Annotated in this window: 17 protein-coding genes and 1 pseudogene; 5 read left to right on the top strand and 13 right to left on the bottom strand. The window is 40.9% G+C overall.

Translation table 11 applies throughout. The features are described from left to right. Window positions 1-5: 5 nt before the first annotated feature. From rpsC to rpsJ, 8 genes are read right to left on the bottom strand one after another with little or no spacing between them, the layout of a single operon-like run. Window positions 6-707 carry a 30S ribosomal protein S3 gene (gene rpsC / locus AC6H44_RS00200; protein ID WP_213611346.1) on the bottom strand — a complete coding sequence of 234 codons (702 nt, stop codon included), beginning with the start codon at window positions 705-707 and terminating at the stop codon, window positions 6-8. 12 nt (window positions 708-719) lie between these two features. Continuing rightward, window positions 720-1,052, bottom strand: coding sequence for a 50S ribosomal protein L22 (rplV, locus tag AC6H44_RS00195; RefSeq protein WP_004588690.1), 333 nt, complete (start codon window positions 1,050-1,052; stop codon window positions 720-722). Window positions 1,053-1,065: 13 nt separating this feature from the next. Further along, window positions 1,066-1,344, bottom strand: coding sequence for a 30S ribosomal protein S19 (gene rpsS / locus AC6H44_RS00190; protein ID WP_004588689.1), 279 nt, complete (start codon window positions 1,342-1,344; stop codon window positions 1,066-1,068). A 15-nt stretch (window positions 1,345-1,359) separates the two neighbouring features. Then, on the bottom strand, window positions 1,360-2,184 hold the full coding sequence (rplB, locus tag AC6H44_RS00185) for a 50S ribosomal protein L2 (protein ID WP_007376192.1): 825 nt from the start codon (window positions 2,182-2,184) through the stop codon (window positions 1,360-1,362). A 17-nt stretch (window positions 2,185-2,201) separates the two neighbouring features. Next, on the bottom strand, window positions 2,202-2,504 hold the full coding sequence (rplW, locus tag AC6H44_RS00180; protein ID WP_500736748.1) for a 50S ribosomal protein L23: 303 nt from the start codon (window positions 2,502-2,504) through the stop codon (window positions 2,202-2,204). Next, window positions 2,501-3,106 (bottom strand): 50S ribosomal protein L4, encoded by a 606-nt coding sequence (gene rplD, locus AC6H44_RS00175; RefSeq protein WP_500736747.1) that lies wholly within the window; start codon window positions 3,104-3,106, stop codon window positions 2,501-2,503. Before rplD ends, rplW begins: the two co-directional genes overlap by 4 nt. A gap of 17 nt (window positions 3,107-3,123) precedes the next feature. Next, a complete protein-coding gene (gene rplC / locus AC6H44_RS00170) occupies window positions 3,124-3,759 on the bottom strand; it encodes a 50S ribosomal protein L3 (protein WP_500736746.1) in 636 nt (211 codons plus the stop codon). Between the two features lie 27 nt (window positions 3,760-3,786). Further along, on the bottom strand, window positions 3,787-4,098 hold the full coding sequence (gene rpsJ / locus AC6H44_RS00165; protein WP_002957900.1) for a 30S ribosomal protein S10: 312 nt from the start codon (window positions 4,096-4,098) through the stop codon (window positions 3,787-3,789). A gap of 428 nt (window positions 4,099-4,526) precedes the next feature. Here rpsJ and plsB point away from each other — a divergent pair, with 428 nt between their 5' ends. Beyond that, on the top strand, window positions 4,527-6,965 hold the full coding sequence (plsB, locus tag AC6H44_RS00160; RefSeq protein ID WP_500736745.1) for a glycerol-3-phosphate 1-O-acyltransferase PlsB: 2,439 nt from the start codon (window positions 4,527-4,529) through the stop codon (window positions 6,963-6,965). A 41-nt stretch (window positions 6,966-7,006) separates the two neighbouring features. On the opposite strand, the gene tesB is transcribed toward plsB, so the two are convergent. Further along, window positions 7,007-7,864, bottom strand: a complete 858-nt coding sequence (gene tesB, locus AC6H44_RS00155) for an acyl-CoA thioesterase II (protein WP_500736744.1) — start codon at window positions 7,862-7,864, stop codon at window positions 7,007-7,009. An 84-nt stretch (window positions 7,865-7,948) separates the two neighbouring features. On the opposite strand from tesB, the gene AC6H44_RS00150 reads away from it, so the two are divergent. Both AC6H44_RS00150 and AC6H44_RS00145 read left to right on the top strand, forming a co-directional pair. Next, entirely contained in the window at window positions 7,949-8,404 is a 456-nt protein-coding gene (locus tag AC6H44_RS00150) for an EVE domain-containing protein (RefSeq protein ID WP_500736743.1), read from the top strand. 113 nt (window positions 8,405-8,517) lie between these two features. Beyond that, window positions 8,518-9,549, top strand: coding sequence for a cytosolic protein (locus AC6H44_RS00145; protein ID WP_500736742.1), 1,032 nt, complete (start codon window positions 8,518-8,520; stop codon window positions 9,547-9,549). A gap of 21 nt (window positions 9,550-9,570) precedes the next feature. Here AC6H44_RS00145 and AC6H44_RS00140 read toward each other — a convergent pair whose 3' ends face one another. Together AC6H44_RS00140 and AC6H44_RS00135 are read right to left on the bottom strand one after the other, a co-directional pair. Further along, window positions 9,571-9,765 carry a hypothetical protein gene (locus AC6H44_RS00140; protein WP_500736741.1) on the bottom strand — a complete coding sequence of 65 codons (195 nt, stop codon included), beginning with the start codon at window positions 9,763-9,765 and terminating at the stop codon, window positions 9,571-9,573. Further along, a complete protein-coding gene (locus tag AC6H44_RS00135) occupies window positions 9,765-10,832 on the bottom strand; it encodes a potassium channel family protein (RefSeq protein WP_500736740.1) in 1,068 nt (355 codons plus the stop codon). Before AC6H44_RS00135 ends, AC6H44_RS00140 begins: the two co-directional genes overlap by 1 nt. 165 nt (window positions 10,833-10,997) lie before the next feature. On the opposite strand from AC6H44_RS00135, the gene AC6H44_RS00130 reads away from it, so the two are divergent. Both AC6H44_RS00130 and AC6H44_RS00125 read left to right on the top strand, forming a co-directional pair. Further along, on the top strand, window positions 10,998-11,945 hold the full coding sequence (locus tag AC6H44_RS00130; RefSeq protein ID WP_500736739.1) for a chemotaxis protein CheV: 948 nt from the start codon (window positions 10,998-11,000) through the stop codon (window positions 11,943-11,945). A 176-nt stretch (window positions 11,946-12,121) separates the two neighbouring features. Beyond that, complete coding sequence (locus AC6H44_RS00125; protein WP_500736737.1) at window positions 12,122-13,435, top strand: short-chain fatty acid transporter; 1,314 nt, start codon at window positions 12,122-12,124, stop codon at window positions 13,433-13,435. Window positions 13,436-13,536: 101 nt separating this feature from the next. On the opposite strand, the gene AC6H44_RS00120 is transcribed toward AC6H44_RS00125, so the two are convergent. Next, window positions 13,537-14,277 carry a CPBP family intramembrane glutamic endopeptidase gene (locus AC6H44_RS00120; RefSeq protein WP_500736736.1) on the bottom strand — a complete coding sequence of 247 codons (741 nt, stop codon included), beginning with the start codon at window positions 14,275-14,277 and terminating at the stop codon, window positions 13,537-13,539. A 278-nt stretch (window positions 14,278-14,555) separates the two neighbouring features. Next, window positions 14,556-15,569: pseudogene (locus AC6H44_RS00115) on the bottom strand (metalloprotease); the annotation flags it as partial. Window positions 15,570-15,591: the final 22 nt, after the last annotated feature.

The following is a 15,591-nucleotide window of genomic DNA, read 5'->3' as shown; positions in this document are numbered from 1 at the left end:
TACCTCTACTTAGCACTTTTTTTGGCTTTCTTTGGTGCGCGTTTAGCTGGCTTCTCTTGCTCTTGTACTAGTGGTAAACCACCAATAACTTCGCCTTTGAAGATCCAAACTTTAACACCAATGATACCGTAAGTGGTTAAGGCTTCAGAAGTTGCGTAGTCGATATCAGCACGAAGAGTATGTAGAGGTACACGACCTTCACGATACCATTCTGAACGTGCGATTTCTGCGCCGCCAAGACGACCGCTAACTTCAACTTTAATCCCTTTAGAACCGATGCGCATTGCATTTTGTACCGAACGCTTCATAGCGCGACGGAACATAACACGACGCTCTAGTTGAGAGGCAATGCCGTCTGCTACTAGTTGTGCATCTAGTTCTGGTTTACGTACTTCAGAAATATTGATCTGAGCAGGTACACCAGCGATTTTAGTTACCGCTTGACGTAATTTTTCTACGTCTTCGCCTTTTTTACCGATAACAACACCCGGACGAGCCGTGTGAATAGTTACTCGGATAGATTTTGCTGGACGCTCGATAACGATTTTAGACACAGAGGCCGCTTTTAATTCCTTAGTAAGGAATGCGCGTACTTTGTGATCGCCAAAAAGCTGTGCAGAGAAATCTTTTGAATTCGCGTACCAGGTAGAAACCCAAGGTTTAGATATACCTAGGCGAATACCAGTAGGATGAACTTTTTGTCCCATTACTTATATCTCCTAGCTATCTGAAACCACAACAGTGATGTGGCTTGTACGCTTAAGGATGCGGTCTGCGCGTCCTTTAGCACGTGGCATAATACGTTTCATTGTTGGACCATCGTCCACAAAGATTGTTGTTACACGTAGCTCATCAATGTCAGCACCTTCGTTATGCTCTGCGTTAGCAATAGCAGACTCAAGTACTTTCTTAACTAATACAGCCGCTTTTTTCGGGCTGTACGCCAGGATTTCTAGTGCGCGATCGACAGGTAACCCGCGGATCTGATCTGCAACTAGACGTGCTTTTTGCGCCGAACCAGAGGCGAATTTATGTTTAGCTAATGCTTGCATTTATCATCCCCTCTTAGCGTTTCTTCGCTTTCTTATCCGCAGCATGGCCACGGTAAGTGCGAGTTGGTGCAAATTCACCTAGTTTGTGACCGATCATTTCGTCAGAAACGAAAACTGGTACATGCTGGCGACCATTATGGACAGCAATGGTCAATCCGATCATGTTAGGTATGATCATTGAACGACGGCTCCAAGTTTTAATTGGCTTCTTTTCACCGCTTTCCAAAGCTTTCTCTACCTTCTTCAGCAAGTGTAGGTCTATAAAAGGACCCTTCTTGAGAGAGCGTGGCATGGCTATTCCTCAATATTACTTAGTACGACGACGTACTATAAATTTATCCGTACGCTTGTTCTTACGCGTCTTAGCACCTTTAGTCGGCTTACCCCATGGAGACACAGGATGACGACCACCAGATGTACGACCTTCACCACCACCGTGTGGGTGATCTACCGGGTTCATGGCAACACCACGAACTGTCGGACGAATACCACGCCAGCGATTTGCACCTGCTTTACCAAGTGAACGAAGCATATGCTCAGCATTGCCTACTTCACCTAGCGTTGCACGACAATCAGATTCAACTTTACGAACTTCGCCTGAACGAAGACGTAATGTTACATATTGACCATCACGCGCAAGGATTTGAACGTATGCACCAGCAGAACGTGCGATTTGCGCACCTTTACCTGGTTTTAATTCTACGTTGTGAACAGTCGAACCGACAGGCATATTACGCATAGGTAATGCATTACCAGGCTTGATTGGTGCATCAACACCAGACTGGATTGCATCGCCAGCTTTTAAGCCTTTTGGTGCGATAATGTAACGACGCTCACCGTCTGCATATAATACAAGTGCGATGTTTGCGCTACGATTTGGATCATATTCTAAACGCTCAACAGTGGCTGGAATGCCATCTTTAGTACGTTTAAAATCGATTAAACGGTAATGCTGCTTATGACCACCACCGATATGACGAACCGTAATACGACCATTGTTATTACGACCACCTGATTTAGAATTTTTCTCTAATAGTGGTGCGTAAGGTTTACCCTTATGTAAATCTGGGTTAACCACTTTAACTAGGTGACGACGACCCGCAGAAGTTGGCTTACACTTTTGAAGTGCCATAATTCTAACTCCTCTTATTACTCGGCGCCGCCGACAAAGTCCAGCTCGCTACCTTCTTTAAGAGTAACGTAAGCTTTTTTCCAGTCGCTACGACGACCGAAACGTGCGCCAGTACGTTTTGTTTTACCCTTAACGTTAAGTGTGCGAACACCAGTTACTTCTACTTCAAAAAGCCTTTCAACCGCTGCTTTAACTTCAGCTTTAGTTGCATTATTTGCTACTTTAAAAACAATCGTGTTGTTTTCTTCAGCAGCAATTGTGCTTTTTTCAGAGATGTGTGGAGCAAGGATCACTTTTAAAAGACGTTCTTCACGGATCATGCTAGCGCCTCCTCAAGTTGCTTAACAGCAGCAGCTGTAATTAGTACCTTGTCGAAAGCGATTAAGCTTACAGGGTCGATACCAGCTACATCACGTGTGTCAACCTTGTACAGGTTACGTGCCGATAAGAAAAGATTTTCATCTACTTCTTCAGTCACGATAAGAACATCTTTAAGCTCAAGCTCTTTAAGCTTAGCAACTAGTTCTTTAGTTTTTGGTGCTTCAAGAGCAAAACTTTCAACAACGATTAAACGCTCTTGACGAACTAATTCAGATAAGATGCTTTTGATCGCACCGCGGTACATTTTACGGTTTACTTTTTGGCTGTGGTCTTGTGGTTTAGCTGCAAAGCTAACGCCACCTGAACGCCAAATTGGGCTACGGATTGTACCAGCACGTGCACGGCCAGTACCTTTTTGAGCCCATGGTTTTTTACCACCACCGCTTACTTCAGAACGTGTCTTCTGAGCACGAGTACCTTGACGAGCACCTGCTGCGTATGCAACAACTACTTGGTGTACTAATGCTTCGTTAAACTCACGTCCAAAAGTAGCTTCAGAAACTTCAAGAGCGCCAGAAGCGTCTTTAATTGCTAATTCCATCACTAAATCTCCAGGACTTATGCTTTAACAGCTGGTTTAACGATAACGTCACCGCCGATAGCGCCAGGTACTGCACCCTTAACTAAAAGCAAATTACGCTCAGCGTCAACGCGAACTAGTTCTAGGTTTTGAGTTGTTACTTGCTCATTACCCATTTGACCGGCCATTTTCTTACCTTTAAACACCTTACCAGGTGATTGGTTTTGACCGATTGAACCAGGAGCACGGTGAGATAGAGAGTTACCATGTGTCGCGTCTTGCATGCTGAAATTCCAGCGCTTAACACCACCTTGGAAACCTTTACCTTTAGAAGTACCGGTTACGTCAACCTTGTTGATTTCGTTGAATAATTCAACAGTAAGCTCAGTGCCTACTTCAAAATCGCCTTCACCACCATTTAGGCGGAATTCCCACAGACCGCGACCCGCTTCAACACCAGCTTTAGCGAAGTGACCCGCTGTTGCTTTGTTTACACGGCTTGCTTTTTTAGTGCCTGCGGTTACTTGAAGCGCGTTATAACCGTCTGTTGCGTCAGATTTGATCTGAGCAATGCGGTTAGGAGTCGCTTCAATAACTGTCACAGGGATAGATACACCATCTTCAGTGAAGATACGTGTCATACCCACTTTACGACCGACTAGACCTAATGCCATTTTCCTAAAACCTCTCTAATCTTCCGATTAACCCAGGCTGATTTGAACATCAACACCAGCAGCAAGGTCTAAACGCATAAGTGCGTCTACAGTCTTGTCAGTTGGTTCTACGATGTCGATCAGACGTTTATGGGTGCGGATCTCGTACTGATCACGTGCGTCTTTATTAACGTGCGGTGATGTAAGTACAGTAAAACGTTCAAAGCGTGTAGGTAGTGGAATTGGACCACGTACTTGTGCGCCAGTGCGTTTCGCAGTTTCCACGATTTCCGCCGTTGATTGGTCAATCAAACGGTGGTCAAAAGCTTTTAGGCGAATACGAATGCGTTGATTTGACATTCTTAAACCTCAATATAAAGAGCATTTAAAGAGCATAAAAAAACGACCGAAACAATCTTAACTACTAAGATGCCGGTTGTTTGATTATATCTACGTTGAGTTCCAAGTCGGAACTCCTGTTTATTAGCTTGAAATCCAAGCTTAATTTATTCTTTCACATCCCCGAGGGAATTTAGAAAGCCTGCGTATTATAATGACGATGGTGATAAATGCAACAACTATTTAGTTATACTTACTTTGTAATTGTCGCTTAAATAGCAATCCAGTTTAACAAAAGCGAACGCAATGGAAGTGATGCTGTCACTATAATGTCAAAACTTGTCGATTAATCAGCAGAAGATTTACTAGATAATATGTTATCCTATGCGCTAATTTTTGCTTTTATATACCCATTTTAACCTGGGTAATTACTCTCTTATGGTGAGTCAATGCGTATTTTAAACTATGGTTTAAACCTTATATCTGCTGGAGTTAGTCGCTTATTTGTAAAAAGCAAAGTACTACCCGAAAAGCCAGTAGAGCAATATCAGTTAAACCCTAAAAATCCAACTTTTTATATAGTGCGTCTTAATTCGCGGTTTGATTTAGCGGCACTGGCACGTGTGTGTAAACGCAATGGCTTACCTGATCCAACCCAGCAGCAAATATTAGGCAATGCAGCGCTCGACAGATTTATTGGTATCAACAATCCGCCACCACTGTTTGGAAATAAAGAAAAACCAACAACTGCACTCGCCCAAGGCAAGCAAATTATTGAGCACTTATTAAATAGTGGCCAAAAAAATGTACAAGTTATTCCGGTCACTATTTTATGGGGCAGAGCACCCGGTAAAGAAAAACCAGGATTGAGTACCCTGCTATCACATTCATTAACACCGAGCTGGTTTAGAAAAATATTTGTGGTATTTTTTTCAGGGCGAGACAACTTCATTCGTTTTAGTCAACCACTCGATTTATCATTGCTGGTTAATGAAAAAGCCGATGTGAGTGAACTTCCACATAAATTACTTCGCGTTGCAAGAGTTCACTTTAAGCGTCAAAAGCTGGCTGCCACGGGGCCTAAAATTCCATCTCGTGATCAATTATTTAGCTCTCTTTTGGCTTCGCCAACCATAATAAAAGCAATTCAAAACGAGGCAACTGAAAAAAATATTAGCCACGCTCAGGCACGACAAAATGCCTTAAAACTGCTTGATGAAATTGCCGCTAATTACAGCGATGCCACTATTCGTGTTGCCGACCGTATTTTAACTTGGCTATGGAATAAGCTTTATAATGGTATTGATATTAAATACACCGAGCAGATACATGACTTAACTAATAAAGGTCATGAAATTATTTATATGCCTTGTCATCGCAGTCATATGGATTACATGCTACTTACCTATGCTATTTATCATCAAGGACTTGTACCACCTCATATTGCTGCCGGCATTAACCTAAATTTCTTCCCCGCAGGGGGGATATTTCGTCGCAGTGGTGCATTTTTTATTCGCCGCTCGTTTGCCGGTAACAAGCTTTACTCTGCAGTGTTTAAAGAGTATCTAAGTCAGTTATTTATTAAAGGTTACTCGGTAAAATTTTATACCGAAGGTGGGCGCAGCCGAACCGGTCGTTTGCTTCCTCCTAAAACCGGTATGCTTGCTATGACCTTGCAAGCCATGTTGCGCGGAATAGATCGCCCTATTTCGATTGTCCCTGTTTATATTGGCTATGAACACGTAATGGAAATAAACACTTACCTTAAAGAGCTGGCTGGTAATGATAAAAAAGGTGAGTCGATATTAGGAATTTTTAAAACCATTAAAAATTTAAAAAACTACGGCCGTGGCTACTTAAATTTTGGCGATCCCATTTCTATTAATCAGTACCTAAATGATAATCAACCCGACTGGCGTGAATCAATTCACCCAACTGATGTACAAAAACCACAATGGCTTGGTCCGCAAGTGGCGACTTTAGCGGATAAAGTGATGGTTAATATTAATAGTGCCGCCGCGCTTAACGCCGTTAACTTACTGGCTATGATCTTACTGGTAAACGATAAACAGGCATTGAGTAAGCCTAAACTATTAGCTCAGCTTGATTTTTATCTGCATATGCAACGTAATGCTAGCTACAGCGATAAAATAACCACACCAGATGAAACCTCAGAAGCGCTATTAACGCACGCACTAAAGCTCAATAAGTTTGATGTGATAAGTGATGAATTTGGCGAAATAATTGCAATTAGCGATAAAGAAAAAACCTTGTTTAACTATTATCGTAATAACATTTTGCATATTTTTGCAGTACCTAGTTTAATCGCCCTGCATTTATTTAAACAGCATCAAAGCACCGTAGCGCAATGCCAACAACTGGTAAACTCTTTTTACCCTCTGTTTGCTAAAGAATGGTATTTGCAGGCGCTTGATGAAAGCTATGTAACGCGCATTTTAACTAACTTTAGTGATCAAGGCTTAATTAAGCTCGATGGCGAAAATATCAAAGTGACTCAAAACAACGATAGTTTTGCCAAACTCGAAATGCTCGGTCGCGCATTAAGCTTTACTCTGCAACGCTATGCCATTGTGATTGGTTTTATTCAAACAAGCCAAGGAATTGAAAAAGCAGCGCTTGAACGTGAAAGCTATGTACTTGCAAAACGCCTAGGAACGTTACACGGTATTAAAACGCCGGAATTTTTTGATAAAAAGGTGCTCAGTAGCTTTATTTCAAACCTTCGCGATCAAAAACTGATCAGTGATTCACACAGTGGTCTACAGGGCAGTCAACAATTGTGCGAGACCTACAAACAACTGCAAACATTATTACCCGCTCGTATTTGGCAATCAATAACGGATATTGTTCACGCTCAATGCCAATAAAATACGTACCCACTATGTTGAATATATTTACATAGTGGGTACTAACGCTGACGCATCACCCCTTCTTGAATCGTCGAGGCGACTAAATTGCCTTGGCGGTCAAAAAATTGCCCCCGCACCAATCCTCGTCCAGAGCTCGCGCTTGGGCTATCAATGGCATATAAAATCCAATCATCTAATCTAAACGGGCGATGAAACCACATCGCATGATCAATTGTCGCCACTTGCATATTCGGTTGCATAAACGACACACCATGAGATTGTAATGCGGTAGGTAAAAATTCAAAGTCAGACGCGTATGCTAATAAATAGTTATGAATACGTTGGTCATCGGGCATATCTCCATTGGCCTTAAACCAAATATGTTTTACAGGCTCAATAGCCTCGGGTTTAAATGGGTTATGAAACGTTACTGGTCGCATTTCAATCGGCATTTCTCTAATAAATTTATTACGAATTGCCTCTGGAATGTGCTCAGCATTTTCTTGATAAAATTCTAGTGACGAACGCAAATCTTCTGGAGCCGGCACATCGGGCATAGTGGCTTGATGCGATAATCCTTGTTCTTCACCTTGAAACGACGCTGTCATATAAAAAATCGGTTTACCATATTGAATCGCACTCACGCGCCGAGTACTAAAACTTTTACCATCACGAATAGTCTCTACATCATACACAATTGGCTTTTGTGCATCGCCTGGGCGTAAAAAGTAAGAGTGCAATGAGTGGACGATACGCCCTGCAGGTAGTGTTTCTTTTGCCGCCGAAAGCGCTTGCCCCATAACTTGACCGCCAAACACGGCACGAAAGCCTAAGTCTTGGCTTTGTCCGCGATATAAACCCTGTTCAATTTCTTCAAGCGATAACAACGATAGTAAATCATCTAATACTTGGCTCATTATTTATTCCTCAATTCCCGAATCATTAAATAATACTATACAATGGCCAAAAAACACTAACTCGCGCAATGAAGGAAAAATGATATGGCTTACTGGCTGTTTAAAACCGAACCTGACGCCTTTTCAATAGATGACTTAAAACATGCCCCTGCACAAACAACTTTGTGGGAAGGTGTGCGCAATTATCAAGCGCGTAATTTTATTCGTGATGATGTGAAGCAAGGCGATTTAGTGATGATTTATCATTCTAGCTGCAAAAAGGTTGGCGTTGCAGGCATAGGTATCGTCACTAAAGCCGCTTACCCTGATCCGACCCAATTTGATTTAAATAGCGATTATTACGATGCAAAGGCAACCGCTGAGAACCCTCGCTGGTTTGTGGTAGAAGTAACTTACCACTCTCATTTAAGCACCCTCATAAGCTTGCAAGCAATAAAAGCAAATACTGCTATAACTGATATAGCACTTAAAAAAGGCGGGCGTTTATCGGTCATGCCAGTGACTGAAAATGACTGGCATGAAATATTAAATATGGCTTAAATAGTATATTATTTCATTAAAGAGACATGCTATCAGCGTAACATGTCACCGCTCAATTTCTCTTGTGTCGCCATATTTGTTATGATCTGCGGCTTAAGTGCACTGGAGGAAAAATGAAATTACTGTATTGGTTAGATGAATGGTTAACTCTAGGTGATAATGAGAAACAAGCAAAACTGCCTACCTCTGGTGGGGGTTTACTTGGCGATGTTTTTGTTAAATATCACTTTATTGATATAAATAAGCCTTTATTGTTCACCTTTTCTCCTGCCGGCACTGATATTAAAGAGCATGACCTTAATGACGATTTTGCCCCATGGGGATACCATTTAGCGCAAAAACAAAACGTTAATGTTATTTCATTTCAGCATTTAGGAAAAAGTAATTGGTTTAGACACCGCAATTTACTGTTTTTTTTAGAGCAACTTACTCCCTTGCTAACGCCATTTACACAGCGTTTAGGCTATGGCCTAAGCCGAGGTGGTTTCGCAGTGGGCGCATTTGCCAATTTATTAAAACTAGACAAAGTACTGTTACTTCATCCCGTAAGCACCAAAAATAAAACACTTGCCCCCTGGGATGACCGCTCAAGCACAGACATAGCACAGCAATTCGATTGGGAGCAAGATTACCACGATCTCGATTTAGGTAAGGCACAAGGCTACATTATTTACGACCCAACAAACCGCATAGACCGCCTACACGCCAAACGCTATAAGCAACTTACTCATTTGCGGGTATTTGGTATGGGCCACGGAACACACGCCACCTACTTAGGGAAGTTTGGGTTTTATAAACAAGTGGCTGTTGATTTTATTGTTAATCAACAAATCGACATTGCGCAATTTAGACTGCAAACAAAAACACTGCGCCTAAAAGAGGACTATTATAAAAAGCTCAATAAAGCCAATGCTAAATCGGCTCATCGCCAAGCGTTATTAAACACCGCTCACAACATATTAATTGACGAAAAAGCCACGCACATCAAAGAGCACCAAGCACAAATTGATATTCAACCATTAATAGACGTAGCCATTAAACATCAAGAGGAAAACCCTAACGATGCTATTAAGCTATTAGAAGTAGCACAGCAACTAGTGCCAAATGATCCCTTGGTTGCGCATAAACTTAAGCAGTTAAAGTGAGCAACTTAAACCTTGTTTTTGTTACTTCTTTTTCTTGGCGTGTCCTTGTTTGGGCACAATTGAAAAATACAGTATAAGCGCCACCCACGAAAAGAAAATAGCCCCCACCAACCAACCATTTTTTTCATGGCCTTGGCTACGCTTGCTGTTTAAAATAAGCACTATAGGTAAAATGTAGGCACATAACACAATAATTAAAAACGCTATTTCAGCCATTATTTTTCCAAGCCCTGCCAATCAACTTCATCACTGAGCACACGTTCTTGCGCAATGTAATGCAAAATGTCACCCGAATTAACGGCGTAATCTAGTGGTGGGTTTAAGTCCATATTTTTTGCACTTAAATTATGAGCTACCCCTAACAATATTGCATTATGATCGTATTTAAAATGGTGAAATAGCTTACCAAACTCCATGGTTTTAATACCACTGGGTATTTGTAAACTAAATTGCGTGTCACCATGTAAAGTAGATAATAACTCTTCTTGTACACGGCTTGAGCCTGGGTCTTGCATTGAACGCACTAAAATTTCTGCTGATTTGCTACTGCTACACTCTACGTTATGGCAGTGTTCTAATAGCATTTCCACCTTTGTTTCATCAAAAAAGTGCGCACTGATATGGCATTCTTCCTTAACTAAACGACTAATGCGCAGTGCAGTTGTAAATGTTTGATCATCATCTTGACCATCAATAATGACTTTATCTGCACGCCTAATAGCAACGCGTTCTAGCTCACTTAAATCGGTAAAGCTTGATAAACGTGCAAAATCAACGCTCTCATTGGTTAAGAATGGATGCTCCATTTGTTCAGTAACGGCTAATAGAATACGGCGATCTGTACGTTTAGTATCAGCCAAAATATAGTCGATCATTTTTTTGGTACGCGTGTTATGCCATCCAAAAATAATAATGTGGTTACTACTGTGAGCAAAGTTTTTATCACCAGTCATAGCGCGCCTAATTAAGTAAGTTACTGTTTGCCCTGTTTTACCTAACAAGACACCAAATAAAGCTAAGCCAAAGGGTATTTGTATTAATGCGACAACCCAACGGCCTAAATCTGTTGTTGGGCTAAAATCCCCATACCCCACCGTTGAAGTGGTTACCGTATAATAGTAAAAAAAAGTACTGGGGGAGAGCAACGCCTGTTCATTTGCCACTAACAATAAACACCAAGTAAGTAGCATATGTAAAAACGTAGCTATTACGACCGATTGCCAACTAAGCTGATCAATATGGCTGCGCAACAGCACAACAATACGTTTTAAAATATGATGCATAATTTTTTGTTAACCGATTGATTAGTTAAATCATTAAGTAACATGATACTGTAAATGATAACATCTAAGCCATGTTTTACTGTAATCAAAATATTTACGGTTCGTTATGAAGAAAAATGAGAGTAAACTATAGTTATAAAGTCATCCGGAAAAAATGGGTCTATTATGTCAGGTGTTTTAGCATCAGTTGATCAGCGTACTCAGCTTGTAGGCGAAAACCGCTTAGAGTTATTACTTTTTTATTTACACAGTCGCCATTTATTTGCACTTAATGTATTTAAAATAAAAGAAGTGGTGAAACTGCCTCGTTTGAGCAAAATACCTCACTCTCATCCTAAAGTGACCGGGGTTGCAAATATTCGCGGTGAATCAATACCTGTTATTGACCTTCGCCAAGCAATTTCGATGTCACACAAAGAACACGATGAAGATTGCAACCTAGTGGTGACCGAATATAACAGAACGACCCAAGGATTTTTAATTGGTAAGGTCGATCAAATTATGAATATGACCTGGTCTGATATTATGCCACCACCGAGCTCTGTGGGTAAAAATCATTATATTACCGCGTTGACTAAAGTGCAGCGAGATGGCCAAGAACAATTAGTCGAAATTATAGATGTAGAAAAAGTATTAGCAGAAATTGTTGAGTACGAAGTCAATATTTCTGATGGGATACTGGATCAAACAATTGTAGATGAATTTGCGGGGCGTAAAATACTGCATGCCGATGACTCCCCCACAGCACGTAAACAAGTAAGCGACACACTTTCGCAGCTTGGTATTGAAATAATACCTGCTAGTAATGGCCTAGAAGCATGGCAAATGCTCAAAGGTTGGGCCGATGAAGGTCGCGATGTTGAAAAAGAGTTACTAATGGTGATTACCGATGCCGAAATGCCCTCAATGGATGGTTATCGCTTAACGCATGAAATACGTAACGACAACCGCTTAAAAAACTTGCATGTGGTACTAAACACCTCACTGAGTGGTAGCTTTAATCAAGCCATGGTGGAAAAAGTAGGCTGTAATGCGTTTTTATCAAAATTTCAGCCCGACTTACTCGTTCAAGAAGTGCAAAACCGTTTAAAACATGTACTAGGCAATTCTTAAGCATAAAGCCAGTAAATACTTATTTTGGTGAATATTTACTGGTTATTTAAAAAACGTCCCTCTATCAACCTCCATTAAAAAATCGACTTTGCTGAAGTTTATTCATCGCAGTATTTGCTTATCCCAACATTTCATGATTAATTAACAAATAAGTTTTCACTAACTCGTTATTAATTATGCTTAATAAAGTTGCTAGTCCGTTTACCAAGCTGGTCGAGCGCTACCTACCCGATCCATTTATATTTGTCATTCTGCTCACCATTATTACTTTAGTCATTGCAAATTTAGCGACCCCTGCAACCACACTTGAGGTAATAACATCATGGGGTAGCGGGTTTTGGAACTTACTTAGCTTTGCCATGCAAATGCTGTTGGTATTAGTAACGGGCTACATGCTCGCCAGCACCTCGTTAATAAGTAAGTTACTGACAAAATTAGCAACGCTTGCCAATACGGCCCCAAAAGCCATTATTTTAGTAACGTTTATTTCGCTTTTAGCAAGTTGGCTTAATTGGGGCTTTGGTTTAGTAATAGGCGCTTTATTTGCTAAAGCCATAGCTAAGCAGACTCGAGTAGATTATCGGCTGTTAGTGGCCAGTGCCTACTCAGGCTTTGTTGTGTGGCATGGCGGGCTCGCAGGCTCTATACCGCTAACTATTGCAACACAAGAGCATTTTTTTCAAGCGACTATGGGTATTATTAGTACCGATCAAACCTTATTTGCAGGCTTTAATATCGCTATTCTCATTGGTTTATTTATTATTATGCCGCTGGTTAACCGCTACATGCTACCAAATGAAAAAGACAGTGTTTATATTGACCCATCACTGCTTAAAAACACCTCAACCGATAAAGTGACAATAACACGCCCCGCTCAACATTTAGAACAAAGCAAACTGTTAGGTATGGGTATTGGCTTACTGGGACTTGCCTACTTAGGTTATTACTTTTTTATTACCGGTGGCGGCTTAAACCTCAATAGTGTAATTGCCCTGTTTTTGTTTATGGCTATCACCCTGCATCAAACACCCCATAATGTGCTAAATAGCCTACAACAAGCAATCCCAAGTGGCGCGGGAATTGTAATTCAGTTCCCTTTTTATGCCGGCATTATGGCGGTCATGGTCGATACAGGGCTAGCACAACAAATATCACAGGGCTTTATTGCCATCGCTGATGCCGATAGCTTGCCATTTTATAGTTTTATTAGTGCAGGGTTAGTTAATATGTTTGTGCCATCCGGTGGCGGACAATGGGCAGTACAAGCGCCTATTGTTATACCCGCAGCACAAGAGCTCGGTGCAGATATAGCGCGGGTTGCCATGGCGGTGGCATGGGGAGATGCTTGGACCAATTTAATTCAACCCTTTTGGGCGTTACCGGTATTAGCCATTGCAGGGTTAAAAGCTAAAGATATTATGGGTTTTTGCGTGGTACAGCTGATTATAACCGGCGTGTTTATATCCTTGATGCTAAGTTTTTATCCGTGAGTATTTTGGTAATAAATAGGCGCGATTTTATATCGCGCTTGCTAGCTGCAAACCAAAAGAACTAAGTAAGAAAGTAAAGTTAACTGATAGGTCATTTAATCTCACCAAATAATTTCACCTAGTGCTAATAAATTACAGATCATGTGAGCGATAATGCAATACCACAAGTTACCCGATAGATGACGAATTAATCCCATTAAGCAAGAAAACAAAAACAGAAAAATAAAAATTTCAACTTGATCATACTGCCCATGTAACAATGTAAACACGATACTTGGGATAATAATTGCGCCAATAGCTCCCAAGGCTGTTTGTTTCAGCCTGTAGAATGCTACTCCTCGAAAAACTACTTCCTCAAATATAGGCCCAATAAATACTACTGCTAAAAACAGCATAATTTTAGCTAAAAGCGAGTTTGTTTGTGCTTCAACTTCTAACATAAAACCTGGCAAGGCGACTTCCATAAAGCCAAAAAGCCATTGTTCCAGTAAAACGTAAGCCACTGTTAATAGCACTGTAATGATTAAAGGAAAAAGAGCCACCTTCTCTATTGCTAAACGCCCAATAACTTCGCTTTTATTTTGCGCATCAAGAGTAGACTTTAAAAATAGCAGCGTAAGTACAGCAGTGAGGAAGGTAGATATAAAAGCCATACTTGGGTTGGACTCTAATTGCTCTAAATGAGTAATGTCATTTAATAATAATGCCCCACCACCCGATAAAAAAATAATCAAGTATGAGGCTATTGGGAGCGCCAGTGAAAAAAAGGCCAACCAATAAAGCGTGTACAATAAAGATTCCACTGTACTTTGATTTACATGTTGTTTTATCGCATCATCCATAATTTATCAGCTCACGGCTTCTTATTATTTTTCATTCTGAAGGATAGTACCATATCAATTATCCCATTGAGAAACAAGCCAAAACTAACATCTTGCTATCGCCACACAAACTAAAATAAACACGGTTAATTTTATTCAGAGAGGTTGGGCAAGGGAAACGCCCACTTTACCGAGCGACAGCTTCCTTTCTAAACAATAAATGCACACAAACCTTAAAAAATAACGTGCAAAAAAACAGCTTGGCGAGCAAAATTTGAGCTGCCATACTGTTTTTGTAAGCTCGCCAAAATTTTCATCGGTAGGCTTAATATTGCGTTTTCAGAGTCAGCAAAGTGCATCATTACGGCAACATGCCCGGCAACCACCAGCGCATACATTACGGCTGAAAAGCCTTGGCCGTATTTATCTAATGGCAATAAGTGCGAATAGTGACGGCCGCGCCATTCAAATACAATTTCCAGCGCCCCAACAAACAAAAAGAACACTAATAACATTAAACCAAAGGTGTAACTTAGCCATAAGCCAAACAACACCCCAAGTAAACACACACTTAAGCCCACCCATGAACGCATTGAAAAACTAATACTTTTTAAAACATGTCCGCCATCAAGCGGTAAAATAGGCAGCAAATTAAATAAATTAAGTAATGCGCTGAGCACGGCAACACCGGCAAATATTTCCATTTCCGTGGCGTAATACAGCACCACCCCCAATACGGAGGTGATCAAACCAAAGGCTGGCCCCATAAGTGATATAACCACATCTTGCCAGCGAGTGGTTATTTTATCGTCACTTACTGCTAACCCACCTACAAAGGGAATTAAATAAATGCCTTTAGTTTTAATACCAAAATACTTCATTGCTCGCACATGACCATATTCGTGTATTACTAAACAGGCAATCAGCATCAACGCAAATTCAATACTAAACAGCCAGGCATAACCGGCCACCGATGCACCTGCAAGTGCCACTTTAACTACTTTGGCGCTTTTAAATAATTTAAAGCCGAGCGCAGCGAGTCCTAAAAGCCCTTTTTTAGGCTCGCCTTGCGCTGCCACGGGTAAAGCCAACTGAGTGGTAAATTGATTATTTACATAAAGCGCTAAACTTTGCTGATTTACCTCACTGCTATCAATACCAATTAATTGCTCATCAAGCATAAACTCAACATAATTTTCACGCGGGTTTTCAAATGCAATCGCTTGCTGATCATGAAATATTTTTACAATTTTCTGCCCAGCCACCATTAACGAAAACGGTTGCTCTGCCAGAGAAAGATCGACTTTTATCATTGTTATAATCATTATAAATTAT

Source organism: Pseudoalteromonas sp. TAP-3C (assembly GCF_059888565.1).
Note: the sequence above shows the minus strand (reverse complement) of the source record. Positions and strands in the feature narration are given on the sequence as shown.

Bases quoted from the DNA above. Each gene is read 5' to 3' on its own strand.
- rplW (WP_500736748.1), bottom strand. From the start codon at position 2,504: ATGATCCGTGAAGAACGTCTTTTAAAAGTGATCCTTGCTCCACACATC.
- rplD (WP_500736747.1), bottom strand. From the start codon at position 3,106: ATGGAATTAGCAATTAAAGACGCTTCTGGCGCTCTTGAAGTTTCTGAA.
- rpsJ (WP_002957900.1), bottom strand. From the start codon at position 4,098: ATGTCAAATCAACGCATTCGTATTCGCCTAAAAGCTTTTGACCACCGT.
- rplC (WP_500736746.1), bottom strand. From the start codon at position 3,759: ATGGCATTAGGTCTAGTCGGTCGTAAAGTGGGTATGACACGTATCTTC.
- AC6H44_RS00140 (WP_500736741.1), bottom strand. From the start codon at position 9,765: ATGGCTGAAATAGCGTTTTTAATTATTGTGTTATGTGCCTACATTTTA.
- AC6H44_RS00120 (WP_500736736.1), bottom strand. From the start codon at position 14,277: ATGGATGATGCGATAAAACAACATGTAAATCAAAGTACAGTGGAATCT.
- rpsS (WP_004588689.1), bottom strand. From the start codon at position 1,344: ATGCCACGCTCTCTCAAGAAGGGTCCTTTTATAGACCTACACTTGCTG.
- rplV (WP_004588690.1), bottom strand. From the start codon at position 1,052: ATGCAAGCATTAGCTAAACATAAATTCGCCTCTGGTTCGGCGCAAAAA.
- AC6H44_RS00145 (WP_500736742.1), top strand. From the start codon at position 8,518: ATGAAATTACTGTATTGGTTAGATGAATGGTTAACTCTAGGTGATAAT.
- AC6H44_RS00125 (WP_500736737.1), top strand. From the start codon at position 12,122: ATGCTTAATAAAGTTGCTAGTCCGTTTACCAAGCTGGTCGAGCGCTAC.
- plsB (WP_500736745.1), top strand. From the start codon at position 4,527: ATGCGTATTTTAAACTATGGTTTAAACCTTATATCTGCTGGAGTTAGT.
- AC6H44_RS00135 (WP_500736740.1), bottom strand. From the start codon at position 10,832: ATGCATCATATTTTAAAACGTATTGTTGTGCTGTTGCGCAGCCATATT.
- AC6H44_RS00150 (WP_500736743.1), top strand. From the start codon at position 7,949: ATGGCTTACTGGCTGTTTAAAACCGAACCTGACGCCTTTTCAATAGAT.
- AC6H44_RS00130 (WP_500736739.1), top strand. From the start codon at position 10,998: ATGTCAGGTGTTTTAGCATCAGTTGATCAGCGTACTCAGCTTGTAGGC.
- rplB (WP_007376192.1), bottom strand. From the start codon at position 2,184: ATGGCACTTCAAAAGTGTAAGCCAACTTCTGCGGGTCGTCGTCACCTA.
- tesB (WP_500736744.1), bottom strand. From the start codon at position 7,864: ATGAGCCAAGTATTAGATGATTTACTATCGTTGTTATCGCTTGAAGAA.
- rpsC (WP_213611346.1), bottom strand. From the start codon at position 707: ATGGGACAAAAAGTTCATCCTACTGGTATTCGCCTAGGTATATCTAAA.